9 protein-coding genes are annotated in these 12,757 nt (G+C 33.6%); 4 read left to right on the forward strand and 5 right to left on the reverse strand.

Going from position 1 to position 12,757, the window contains the following annotated elements:
• The first annotated feature begins 130 nt into the window (after positions 1 to 130).
• Complete coding sequence (locus AACZ30_RS09925; RefSeq protein WP_339649118.1) at positions 131 to 2,332, forward strand: FG-GAP-like repeat-containing protein; 2,202 nt, start codon at positions 131 to 133, stop codon at positions 2,330 to 2,332.
• 354 nt (positions 2,333 to 2,686) lie between these two features.
• Here AACZ30_RS09925 and AACZ30_RS09930 read toward each other — a convergent pair whose 3' ends face one another.
• From AACZ30_RS09930 to AACZ30_RS09950, 5 genes are all read right to left on the reverse strand, one after another.
• Complete coding sequence (locus AACZ30_RS09930) at positions 2,687 to 3,844, reverse strand: DUF4249 domain-containing protein (protein ID WP_339649119.1); 1,158 nt, start codon at positions 3,842 to 3,844, stop codon at positions 2,687 to 2,689.
• A 122-nt stretch (positions 3,845 to 3,966) separates the two neighbouring features.
• Positions 3,967 to 5,676 (reverse strand): hypothetical protein, encoded by a 1,710-nt coding sequence (locus AACZ30_RS09935; RefSeq protein WP_339649120.1) that lies wholly within the window; start codon positions 5,674 to 5,676, stop codon positions 3,967 to 3,969.
• Positions 5,677 to 5,691: 15 nt separating this feature from the next.
• Positions 5,692 to 6,858 carry a DUF4249 domain-containing protein gene (locus AACZ30_RS09940; RefSeq protein WP_339649121.1) on the reverse strand — a complete coding sequence of 389 codons (1,167 nt, stop codon included), beginning with the start codon at positions 6,856 to 6,858 and terminating at the stop codon, positions 5,692 to 5,694.
• A 17-nt stretch (positions 6,859 to 6,875) separates the two neighbouring features.
• Positions 6,876 to 9,626: a carboxypeptidase-like regulatory domain-containing protein gene (locus AACZ30_RS09945; protein WP_339649122.1), complete on the reverse strand. Its 2,751-nt coding sequence runs from the start codon at positions 9,624 to 9,626 to the stop codon at positions 6,876 to 6,878.
• A gap of 2 nt (positions 9,627 to 9,628) precedes the next feature.
• The gene (locus AACZ30_RS09950; protein ID WP_339649123.1) at positions 9,629 to 10,360 is read right to left on the reverse strand and encodes a hypothetical protein; all 732 of its coding nucleotides are present in this window, start codon (positions 10,358 to 10,360) and stop codon (positions 9,629 to 9,631) included.
• Between the two features lie 202 nt (positions 10,361 to 10,562).
• Between AACZ30_RS09950 and deoC the strand changes: the two genes are divergently transcribed.
• The 3 genes from deoC to AACZ30_RS09965 form a co-directional block, all read left to right on the forward strand.
• Positions 10,563 to 11,213 (forward strand): deoxyribose-phosphate aldolase, encoded by a 651-nt coding sequence (deoC, locus tag AACZ30_RS09955; protein WP_339649125.1) that lies wholly within the window; start codon positions 10,563 to 10,565, stop codon positions 11,211 to 11,213.
• 1 nt (position 11,214) lies between these two features.
• Entirely contained in the window at positions 11,215 to 11,913 is a 699-nt protein-coding gene (deoD, locus tag AACZ30_RS09960) for a purine-nucleoside phosphorylase (protein ID WP_339649126.1), read from the forward strand.
• Between the two features lie 48 nt (positions 11,914 to 11,961).
• The coding region (locus AACZ30_RS09965; RefSeq protein ID WP_339649127.1) for a serine hydrolase at positions 11,962 to 12,757 on the forward strand (796 nt) is incomplete at its 3' end.

Here is a 12,757-nt window from a genome sequence, read left to right on the forward strand (position 1 = left end):
AAGGCACTTCATAAAAATATTTTATTTCCTTAGGTTTAATAAATTAAATAATTCAATTTCACCTATCTGTATCAGTCATCAAATCCAATTCATTTAGATAGAAATAAAGGTAATATTACCTTATAAAATCATGAAGTATCTATTTACTACCGTATTTTCAATTTTAGTCTTTGTTTCCTGTGACAATAAAAAGACAATGCCTGAACTTCTAGAAGAAACAGCCGAAACTCAATTTTTTGTACCCGAAAATATTTATGCGTCTTCAGTAAGAGCAGAATATTTTGATAGCATAGCACAAGTGGCACCAAAAAACCAAAAAGAAAGATATAATCTTAAAAGAGCGCGTGCCCTGTTATACGCCGGTAGAACCGAAGAAGCTATTACTATCCTGGAAAATTTAAAAGATGCAAGTAGCGGCGGGCTGCTATTATACAAACTGGAAGCTCATGAAGAAGAAAGTATAGGCCCTTTACTCGCTCTGGCTTATATGCGCCTGGGTGAACAGCAAAACTGTATACATCATCATGATGCTTCAGCATCCTGTATTATTCCAATTAATCCAAAAGGCTTTCACCAGGTTCCTAATGGCTCCAGGAATGCCATTAAACTTTATGAAGAATTCTTAAGACAAAATTCACACGATTATAATAGTAAATGGCTTTTGAATATTGCTTATATGACTTTAGGAGAATATCCTGAAGGTGTTCCCGAAAAATGGTTAATTTCTGAAAGGGCTTTTGAATCTGATTATCCACTGAAGAAATTTGAAGATATTGCCCCCAAATTAGGTTTAAATGTCAATGAGCTATCGGGTGGCGGAATTGTAGATGATTTTAATAACGATCATCTTTTAGATGTATTGGTTTCAAGTTGGTCGCCTTCAGATAATCTTAGATATTTTATAAATAATGGAGATGGAACATTTACAGAAAAAACAGAAACTGCCGGTCTAGAATTAGTTACAGGTGGCCTGAATATGGTACAGGCAGATTATAATAACGACGGTTTTCTTGATGTTTTTGTAATGCGGGGTGCCTGGATGGGATCTTTAGGTAAACATCCAAACTCTCTACTTAAAAATAATGGAGATGGCACTTTTACCGATGTTACTATTGAATCTGGTCTACTTTCCTTCCACCCTACCCAAACCGCCACCTGGGCAGATTTTAATAATGATGGTTGGGTAGATTTATTTATAGGAAATGAATCTGAAAAAAATTATATTCATCCTTCTGAATTTTTCAAAAATAATGGAGACGGAACCTTTTCTAACATTACTTCCCGTGTAGGACTTTCGGTGAGTAAAAAAGATCAAACATTTTATATAAAAGGTGTAACTAGCGGGGATTATAATAACGATGGCTGGATGGATATTTATATTTCTACGCTCCAGGCTTCAAGCAAAAATTTATTATATCTAAATAATGGAAGTGATGACAAGGGAAATATAAGTTTTAAAGAAGCAGGAGCTGAAGTAGGATTGGGTGAGCAAATTTCCAGTTTTCCCACCTGGTCTTTTGATTATAATAATGACGGTTGGATGGATATTTTTGTAGCCGGATATCGAAAAAGCGATTTTTACACCATTGTCCCAGACATTACTAAAGAGTATTTAGGCGAACGAAATAATGCTGAAACGATGCGCCTTTATCAAAATAATAAAGGAACATTTACCGATGTTTCTGCAGCGGTTGGATTAGATAAAATAGGCTACGCTATGGGTGCCAATTACGGCGATTTGGATAATGATGGTTATCCTGATATTTATTTGAGTACAGGAGAAGTAAGTTACGAGTCTATTATTCCAAACAGGGTTTTTAGAAATAATTTAGGGGAAAAGTTTCAGGATGTGACCACAGCAGGTGGCTTTGGCCATATACAAAAAGGCCACGCCGTCTCTTTTTCTGATATTGATAATGATGGAGACCAGGATATTCACGTAGTTATGGGCGGCGCTTATGAAGGTGATAAATTTTTTAATTCTCTATATCTTAATCCGTATGATGCTGAAAACAATTGGATAAGCTTAAAACTAGAAGGAATTGAAGCAAACAAGGCCGCCATAGGAAGTAAAATTGAAGTTTTAGTTACGGAAAATGGAAAAACACGTTCTATATTTCATACCATTAGTTCTGGCGGTAGTTTTGGTGCCTCTACTTTAAGGGCTCAAATAGGATTAGGAAAGGCTTCAGAAATACAAAAAATCACAATTAAATGGGCCGGCAGCGGTACCTCACAGGTTTTTGAAACCCTCAGATTAAATACATTCTATAAAATTATAGAAAATAAAGCTGAAGCTATAGAACTGAATTTAAAATCAATCGCGCTATAAATACTACCTGTTTTATAAACCGATGGGTTTATAAATTACTTATTACCAAACATTTTAAATTCCATAACAATACTTTAATATCCCTTTAAGAGATGGTGTAAGCAATATTCTGTAATTTAAAGATTATGAAAAATAATGGGACATATTTAATAATCACCTCTCTTCTGTTAGTAGTAATAACTAGCATGGTTTATTTTAATATTAATTTTCCGGTGATTTTTTATTTAACGGTTATAGGTCAAATTCTACTTATATATACTGTTTATAAGGTTCTCACCGATAGTTATAAAACCAGGAAAACCTTTGATGATTGGTATGAAGATTATCCTGATAGTAAAGGCTAATAAATTTCAATTAATCTTCCCAAAAATCAGGTTTTTCATTAGTTCCAAAAAAAGTACAATCTACACATCGCGCTGGCAAAACATAGATACCTCCAGATGTGGTTACTCCTCCCCATCTTACAGCATTTCTTTCTAATTGTTCTATTAAATTATCGAGACTTGGTAAAGTTTCTTCGCAAAGAGCAAAAGGTACAAATCGCGGTCTAATACCTTCTGGGTTATAAAAATCTCCATAATTAAAATAAATTCTTTTTGTAGTGACTGAAGAAACATCGAAAAATCCAATAACATTTTCATCTGGGTTGTTTGTACTTTGGATATTTCCATCGAAAAACCCTGGTTGACTTTGAGAAAAAATATTATTAGATTCTGAAAGCTCTTCTAGAATTTTATAATAATTATAGGCTTTTCTACTTATTACATATTGCTTAACCAGGAGGCTATATCTATTAGAAAGACTAGGGTCTTCTGAATCTATAAATTTAATTAGTAAATCACTCACTCTATCCTCTGATAGTGAATTTGTATTTGCAAGTATTATCTCCTGGGAATTATTTGTTTGGTAACAAGTGTATTCTTCCTTTTGCTTGGGTACTTCTACGGGTAAGCCATCTACAAGAATCAAATCTTTATGCTTAAAATAATTTGAATTAAACTTAAAAGTTTCTACATATTGATACCTATAATAGTTCGTACCGCCAGGAGACGATTCATTGTTTAGGGTAATGGCAACTCCATCTTCACCAAGGTAATTAATTCTATTAGCTTCTAATTCACCAATATTACTATTTCCCGTCAGTTGCGTCGGGTCAGCCTTAAATTCTTTACCGTTAACAAGAATATTAAGCTCATATTCTATTCCCGGGCGGGCAGCAAAACTGTCTATAGAAAGATAGTGACCAGGTTCCACTTCCTCAAACATATAATCTCGGTTTCCTGTTACCCAGATGCTTGCTCCAGACAAGGGATTAGGACCTGTAGAATCTATTTTAAAAGCCTGCGATAGTTTTATTTCGTGTTTTTTCAACTCATTTGTTACCAGAGCTTCAATTACAATAGCATCTTCAAAATTTTCTGAATTTAATGGAATTTCTTCTACACAAGAGGATAGACACACCGCGAAAGCTATGAGAAAAAAATGCGCTCTATATTTCAAAGTTGAAGTCATATAAATTAAGAATCGTAAAAATTTAAAATAGACCTTCTGGAGGTTTGCTACCTGTTTTCGTCTTAAAAAACTTTAAACGTAAACATCTTTAATATACAAAAGTATAATATGGTATTTACAGCCTATTCTACTTTAAAATACTTTTTTAAAGATATTGGGTTACCATTATTGGTAAACCCCTGAAGATTAATTTCAAATTCTCCGGTAAGGTCTGAGGTATAAAATTTAAATTCATCTTTTTCAGATTCAAACTTTCCTGTTGGATTCCACCAGAGTTGATATCTATAATCGGGAATGCGTTCTAAATTTTCAGATTGATAATCGGGGTTATAATATTTTTTACGATTTTGGGTAGTATTAATAGGTTGTAGCTTTATAGAATTGTCTTTAAAAGCTTCAGGAAAATCTCCGTCTTTGGTTTTCACAACTACAACTCCCTGATAGATTTCTGGACCAAAAAAGAATTTACTTCTTAATAGTCCAATACTTTCAATTCTTTCTGCCTCAAATGAAACTAATTTATCGTGATCCTGTACCACTACCCCATCTATTACGAGTAATGCCGGCAAGATAAATTCTCCGTTTGTATTCTTATTTCGTACCAATATACTATGGCTTCCATCAGCATTTCTTTTAATTCTGCCATTTTCAATAATTTCTACAAAAGTTTGAGTAACCTCGGAAAAACGGGTGTAATCATCTAAATTAAACTTCTCTAGCTCTTCTTCAAAAAAATATCCTTTATTCCCGGGAAATACTGTACGGTCTGCTTTGGTAGCCGAATATGCATTTTCAATCTGATTATTAATACTTTTTTCTAAAATATATTCTTTAACTCCCTCGTAAATCTCTGGAGTTTCAAAAGTTATTGAGCCAAGATCTGGTTGAGGACTTTGTGCTAATTCTATACTATAATTATCATTTTTATTGTTGGCAATTTGAATTAAAACTTCATCTTTATTAACTGGCTGGTCTATTATAAAATTAAATTCACCATTTTCTTCAGTTGAAACAATTTTTAATTGATGCTCCCGCCCTGGAAATGAGATTATTAAATTATTTTTTATTTGTTGATTATCGCTACTAATAACCTTTCCGGTAATAAGGGATCCCCGTACTTCCGGGAGTATTAGCGTATCTGAAAAATCCCAATGAATATTTTTATATAATTCATTAAAATTAGTGCTGCTCAATAATTCAGGTTTATTTAAACTATTTTTTCGTCTCACTGAAACTGAAAAATTTCCTTCTATTTTAGAAGTACCATCTAGAGTGATGACTACTTGCTCCCGGGTTGAGAATGAACTTTTATTCAGTTTTAAATTAAAATTAGGCGTGTTTTTTTCAGCAGTAATATTTTTTGATAATGTTAATTGGGAATCATTTAAAGTAAATCCTTTATTTTCTGATTGATAGGGATTTAAAACATAAACATCCTGTTCAAAATAGTTTTGATCAGCATTCAACATCCAGTTGGTATATGCTAAAATTTTATAAGCTCCTGAAGGTAAATTTGAAGGGATAAAAAAATCTGAATAAGACTGACCTTCCTGAAGCTGCAACTTATGTTTAAAAACCTGTTGCATATCTGAATTTACTAAAATTACCCAACCTGTTTTGCTTAATTCGCTAAGTTTATTGGTCTCGCTATTAAGGCAATAAAATTTATAGAGTAATTTTTCTCCACTAAGTAATAAACTACTGTTTACGTGAAGATACACCCGTTCTTTTGGCACTTCATTTTGAAGAAAAATACCCTCATCTTCAAATTGGGCAGTCACGATTTGGGCAACTAGTGCAAAGAAGAGAAATATATAAATTTTTTTAATCATTTTATAAGTTTGAAATTAATCTTCCCAAAAATCAGGTTTTTCGTTTGTGCCAAATACCGTACAGTCTACACATCGTCGTGGCACAACATATACAGGACGCGCCTGGTTTAGCGGCAAAGGAATTGGAGTTTCATACCATCTAACCGCATTATTCTCCAGTTGCTCCCTTAAGAGTTCTATTGTAGGAAAGGTAACTTCACATACAACATCAGAAACAAACTTTGGCCTTATACTTTCAGGATCATAGAAATCTTCGTAATTAAAATAGGTTCTCTTAGTTGAAACAGATGAAACGTCGAAAAAGCCAATAATTTTTTCATCTGGATTAGTGATATTTGAAATATTCCCTGAAAAAAAACCCGGTTGGCTTTGAGAAAAAAGATTTTCAGACCCTGATAACTCCTCAAGAATTTCATAATAAGTATACGTTTCCCTACTAATTACAAATTGCTTTACAAGAATACTGTACCTATTAGATACTTTTGGCTCGTTTGAATTTATAAAATTTATTAATAGATTATTTACGCTATCTTCTGACAGTGAGTTAGTATTAGCAAGAATTAAATCCTGAGATTGGTTTGTTTGGTAACAAGTGTATTCTTCTTTTAATTTCGGGACCACTTTTGCAATACCATTCTCTATAATAATATCTGAAGTTTTAAACATGTTAGAGGTGAATTTAAAAGTCTCGATAAACTCATACCTGTAAAAGTTGGCCGTACCCGTTGTATTTTGATTATTTAGTGTTACTGCTACCCCATCTTCTCCACGATAATTAACCCTATTAGATTCTAATCTACCAATATTACTGGGTTCAGGTAATTGCATAGGTTGGGATTCATACTGATTTCCGTTTACAGAAATGCTTAATTGATAATCTATCCCGCGCTGGGCAGCAAAACTATCTTTTGAAAAATAAATTCCCGGTTCTTCCTCTTCAAAAACATATTCATTAACCCTAATAATTGCACCAGATAAGGGATTTGGTCCCGTGGTATCTATTTTAAAAGCCTGAGACAACTTAATTTGCTGTTGTTTTATCTCGTTAGTTATAGATCCTTCAACAACAAGCGCTTCTTCAAAACCTTCGTTTTCAATTGGTATTTCTTCTACACAAGATGCGAGAGTGGCAGTTAGGCCAATTAAAGCAAAGAAAATTTTATATTTTAAAATTAATTTCATCAATCTTATTAAGTTATCTAGAATCTAAAATTATAGGTGATAGTTGGAATTGGAATTGAAAAAATAGAACTCTGGTAAGCTTTTACTTCTCCGCTATCGGTTACAAAAAATACCGAATATGGATTATTTCTTCCTAAAACATTATACACTGAAATATTCCAAAAGCTATGTGCAAATTTTTCAATTTTATGATTTCCTTCTACATTAAAACTTAAATCCAGTCGGTAATAATCAGGGATTCTAAACTGGTTTCTATCACTATACATTACGTATTCAGAATTATTAAAATTATATTTTGCAATAGGATAAGTAACTGGGCGACCGGTTTGATAAACAAAGTTGGCAGAAAAACTGAAACGCTGGGTAAGTTTATAATTTAGTACCGCACTAAAATCGTGGGGTTTGTCAAAATTGGTAGGAAAAAACTCCCCATTATTAACTGTTTCTTCCTGGAAATCTCCCTCTAGTTTTATAAAAGATCTTGAATACGTATAACCTAAATAGCCATTAAGCCTACCTTTATTTTTCTTTAAGAGTAACTCTGCTCCGTAAGCCTCACCTTCCCCCTGTAAAACTTCAGTTTCAATATTTTTATTTAGAAATAAATCGGCTCCTACTTTATAATCTAAAAGGTTATTAGAAGTTTTATAATAACCTTCCAAACTAAGTTCATAAATATTGTTATCAAAATTCTTAAACAATCCCAATGCAAACTGATTAGCTCTTTGGGGCTTTATATAATTATCTGAAAGTTTATAAGTATCGGTTGGTGCGGCAGTTGTGTTATTAGATAAAGTATGAATGTATTGATAGGTATTATTATAGCTTAATTTGGTAGAAAATGTAGGTGTTAAGAAATATCTGCCTGAGATTCTCACCTCCGGCCCACCATAGGTTTCAATCACTTCCCGGCTATCATAAGTCTCTACGCCCGTTACTGTATTTTCATTTCGGGGTAGACCGGCTTCATAACTATTTATTTCAGCTGGTCCAAAAGCTGTATAAAACGAGTATCTTAATCCTGCATTTATTAATAACCTTTCGGTTACTTCAAAACTATCTTCAATAAATATGGCAGTTTCTAAAGCTCTTTCCTTTGAGATACTAAGTGGTTCAATAAGTGATTCTGCGCTGCCAGGATTTATATTTCCTGGGGAAACATTATAATACTTGCCACTTATTCCATAATTAAAAGTATGAGCATTATTATGAAAATATTTCATTTTCACTTTTACTTCAGATTCATTAATGGTATACCCAGATTCAAAATCATTCCCAAAGTCACTCTCAAAATCTAAATTGAAGTCATAATTGCTATTAGTCACCACCAATTCGCCCTGGTGTTTTTCGTTTATAAACTTATTATAAGAGAGGGAAAACATTCTGTTAGTATAACTAAAAAGGGAGTCTGATGTGATACTAAAAACATCGTTACTGTAATATCCGCTTATGTTTAACTCATCACTATTATTAAATTTATGATTGTATTTCGCTACTACATCATAAAATGAAGCCCGGCTGTCTTGCAAAGATTCCTCTTCCAGAAGATTCAATATCCAATCAGAATAAGTTCCCCGGCCCCCAACTATTAAACTCGATTTACCATCTACAATTGGGATTTCAAGGCTTAAATTTCCGGTCACCGGCCCAATAGAAACCTCTCCCGCAAATTCCTCTTTATTTCCTGTTTTGGTATTTAAATCAAACACAGAAGATAATCTCCCACCATATTCAGCAGGAATACTTCCTTTATAAATACTTACATCGCCGGTGGTAAAAGGGTTTAATCCAGAAAAAATGCCGAAAAAATGAGTGGGGTTATAAATAACACCTTCGTCAAGTAAAATTAAATTTTGGTCGGTTTTCCCGCCTCTCACATTATATCCGCTGGCTGCTTCTCCCGCTGTTGTTATACCTGGTAAAGTAGTTGCAACTTTTAAAATATCACGCTCTCCCAATACTAATGGAATATTTTTAATCTCAGCTACGTTTATTTTTTCTACACCGGTAAGCGCTGTTCTTACATTATCTCTGGCATTTGCTTCTACCAAAACCTCACTCAACTCTTCAAAGCTTTCTTTTAGCTGTAAATTTAAAACTCCGTCATTATATACAATTAGGCGTTTTTTAACCTTGTCCACCCCTAGCGCCTGGGTTTCTAAAATATTTATTCCTTTAGGAAGTCTTATTTCAAAATTTCCATTAATATCTGTAACCGTTCCCTTATTCTGGTTAGGAATTAAAATATTTAAACCAGAAATTGGATCTCCCTTTTCTGAAACCACTCTTCCAGAAAGCCTATATGTACTTCTATTAGATTGCCTGTTTTCTTTTCCTATTAAAACGGTTTCAACAACTTCAGCCTGTTCCTCATTCTCATTGTAAAAAACGGGATCAGCACTCTGGTTTTCCTGTACTATTTCTCTTTCTTCCTGAATTTCCAAAAATCCTTTCGGAAGCCTGTCATAAATCAAACTACCACGGGTAAGGATAATACGTTCACCTTTTATATAGTAATTAATATTGGTTTCCTTTAGGATATCTTCCAATACTATAGTAAGTTTTTCATTTGAATACTCCCCGGAATATTTATTTAATCCAAACCAATCTTCCTCAAAAAAGAATTTAAAATTGGTGATAGATTCCATTTCCTTTAATATTTCAGGAAGTTCTTTGTTTGTAAAATTTAAAGAAATTTCCTGATCAGTTTTTTGAGCGTAAGAAAATTGGAAGTAGAAAAGTAATAAAAGGAGTAGAGTTTTTCTCATTCTTAAATTTCAGTTGAAGTAGTTGAAATTAGATTGTTCATTTCAGCGGCAAGTTTATTCATAAATACATCAGGGTTATCGCGGAATTGCTTTCTGTTAGCGTTGTAAAAACTTCTTATAGCACCTTTTAAATCTGGAAACATAGAATACAGGTCTCTACGATTATTCAATTCAAAAAAATCGTTTTCAACCTTAAAAATAAAATCTGAATCTGCGTTACTAAATTCATTATAAGCCACATTCCTATCCCGAACTTCCATTTTGTTCTTCAGGTGTTTTTTAAAAACTTTAAATTTGCCCTCGTCATTTATAACTTCATAATAGCCTCTTATATTCGTATTATTTTCTGCTTTTAAATATTTAAAAGTATGATTGTTAATTTTAAATAGATTAACTCGCTCTCCAATTAATTGAAAAATTAAATTTCTTTGTTGAAGCTGCAGGTTTACAAGTAATAAATCATCGTAGATATTATACTTTAATGGAACATTATAGAAGATTTGCCCATCATAATTCACAGAGCCATTTTGAAAATCCCTGGTTTGAAAAAATTTATGTTTTTCATTTATCATTCTATCTGTCTCCACATATTCAATACCTCTGAATAAAACAGAATTTTCAATTCCCACCTGCTTATCATACCAGGAGTATATCTTTTCTTCGGAATAATCTTGTGAAAAAGTGGTGAAAGAAATTGATAAGATGAATATGGGAAGAAAGCAATTTTTAAACATTCAGTAGTGGATTGATGAATAACACCTAATAATTCTGGAAAACTACAAAATATAATAGATTTTCATTAATATTTTTTTATTAATATTAAAAATAAATTTTGAATGTTAAATCCCTAAAACCAGCACAATATCAAAAACCTGAGAATTATCATAAATTAGATCTGTTAGAAAGTTTTAGCTTTGTAAAGATTAAATACATTTTATGCAACTCAACCAATATATAGATCATACTTTATTGAAGCCAACGGCCACACCGGCAGATATAGAAAAGTTATGTAAAGAGGCAGTAGATCACCAGTTTTATACAATTTGCGTCTCTCCTTCTTATATTCAAATAGCAAAATCGGTTTTAGAAGGCTCTGCTGTAAAAATAGCAGCAGTAATAGGTTTTCCTTTAGGAGCAATGACCACCAAAGCCAAAGTTTTTGAAGCTAAAGATGCTATTGAACTTGGTGCCGATGAAATTGATATGGTAATAAATATTGGAATGCTTAGGGCCGAAAAAATTGATTATATAGAAAACGAAATCACCGAAATTAAAAAAGCCATTGGTTCTAAAGTACTTAAGGTGATTATTGAAACCTGCTTTTTAACCGATGCCGAAAAGAAAGTTGCCTGTCGAGCTGCTTTAAAGGCAAATGCCGATTTTGTAAAAACTTCTACCGGTTTTGGAAGCGGTGGCGCTACTTTTGAAGATGTAAAATTGATGAAAGAAATCGCAGGGAATAAAATGCAAATAAAAGCTTCTGGCGGAATTAAAGATAGAGAAACTGCTATTAAATATATTGAGTTAGGTGTTTCCAGGTTGGGAACTTCTTCGGGAATTAAGCTTTTAACTTCAGATAAAAAATAGAATGAGCGTACATATACAGGCAAAAAAGGGAGAAATAGCAGAAAACGTTTTATTACCGGGAGATCCTTTAAGAGCAAAATGGATTGCAGAAAACTTCCTGGAAAATGCAGTTTGTTATAATGAAGTCCGAGGAATGCTGGGTTATACCGGCACTTATCAGGGCAAAAAAGTTTCCGTACAGGCTACCGGAATGGGGATTCCTTCAGCCTTGATTTATTGCACCGAATTAATTACGGAGTACGGCGCTAAAAAGCTTATCCGTGTAGGTTCTGCCGGTTCTTATCAGGAAGATTTAAAGGTAAATGAAGTGGTTTTAGCTATGGCTGCTTCTTCAAATTCAGGTTTTAATAAGGCGAAATTTCAGCACGCCGACTATGCTCCTACCGTAGATTTTGATTTATTTATGAAAGCCGTAAATTTTGCTAAAAACCATAATATAAAATTCAGAGCGGGGAATGTACTTTCTTCTGATGTTTTTTACGAAGAAAGCGACCAGAATTATAAAAAGTGGGCAGATTATGGTGTTTTGTGTGTAGAAATGGAAACCGCCGGGCTCTATACCGTTGCCGCCAAACATAAAGTACAGGCCCTTTCGGTATTGACGATTTCTGACTCGCTGGTTACCGGGGAACATTTACCCGCAAAAGACCGGGAGCAGAGTTTTAGCCGAATGGTAGAAATCGCTTTGGGCAGTATTTAAGTGTGTTTAGGGAAATTTCATTAAATTCGGAAAGTAATTTCGAAACCAATGAAGTTTTTCCCCGCCATTTTTTTCATTTTTGCTTGTTTTATAAGCAATGCACAAACTTCTACTGAAGAACTTCAGCATAATATTGTTTCTATTTTTAAAACCACGCAAGGTAATTTTGGTATTGCTTTTAAAGATCTTTCCGAAGAAAAAAACAGTATTTATATAAATCATCACGAAGATTTTCACGCCGCCAGCACGATGAAAACCCCGGTAATGATAGAGGTTTTTAAACAAGCTTCAGCGGGAAAATTTTCGCTTCAGGATTCCCTGATTGTCAAAAATCAATTTAAAAGTATCTTAGATGGCAGCGCTTATTCTCTCGAGCTTGGTCGCGACAGCGGGGAGCATCTGTATGAACAAATTGGCCAGAAAAGAAGTATTGAAGACCTGGTAACCGATATGATTATCTATAGCAGCAATTTGGCTACTAATATTATAATCGAGTTGGCTGATGCTAAGAATGTAAACAGAACAATGCGAAACCTGGGTGCGAAAAATATTGATGTGCTTCGTGGTGTAGAAGATATGAAAGCCTACGAAGCCGGGTTAAGCAACTCTACCACCGCTTACGATTTAATGCTGATTTTTGAAGCTCTCGCGACCGGAAATGCAGTAAATCCTGAAGCTGATGAAAAAATGCTGAATATCTTGCGCCAACAAAAACATACCGATCTTATTCCGCATTTGCTTCCTGAAAATCTAAAAATTGCCAATAAAACCGGTTGGATTTCCGGAGTACACCACGATTCAGCCCTTATAGAATTACCCGACGGAAGAAAATATGTATTGGTTC

Source organism: uncultured Salegentibacter sp. (assembly GCF_963972535.1).
Lineage (GTDB): Bacteria > Bacteroidota > Bacteroidia > Flavobacteriales > Flavobacteriaceae > Salegentibacter.

What these genes read in the sequence shown, in the direction of transcription:
- deoC (WP_339649125.1), top strand. Translation starts at nt 10,563, where the DNA reads ATGCAACTCAACCAATATATAGATCATACTTTATTGAAGCCAACGGCC.
- AACZ30_RS09945 (WP_339649122.1), bottom strand. Translation starts at nt 9,626, where the DNA reads ATGAGAAAAACTCTACTCCTTTTATTACTTTTCTACTTCCAATTTTCT.
- deoD (WP_339649126.1), top strand. Translation starts at nt 11,215, where the DNA reads ATGAGCGTACATATACAGGCAAAAAAGGGAGAAATAGCAGAAAACGTT.
- AACZ30_RS09950 (WP_339649123.1), bottom strand. Translation starts at nt 10,360, where the DNA reads ATGTTTAAAAATTGCTTTCTTCCCATATTCATCTTATCAATTTCTTTC.
- AACZ30_RS09940 (WP_339649121.1), bottom strand. Translation starts at nt 6,858, where the DNA reads ATGAAATTAATTTTAAAATATAAAATTTTCTTTGCTTTAATTGGCCTA.
- AACZ30_RS09925 (WP_339649118.1), top strand. Translation starts at nt 131, where the DNA reads ATGAAGTATCTATTTACTACCGTATTTTCAATTTTAGTCTTTGTTTCC.
- AACZ30_RS09935 (WP_339649120.1), bottom strand. Translation starts at nt 5,676, where the DNA reads ATGATTAAAAAAATTTATATATTTCTCTTCTTTGCACTAGTTGCCCAA.
- AACZ30_RS09930 (WP_339649119.1), bottom strand. Translation starts at nt 3,844, where the DNA reads ATGACTTCAACTTTGAAATATAGAGCGCATTTTTTTCTCATAGCTTTC.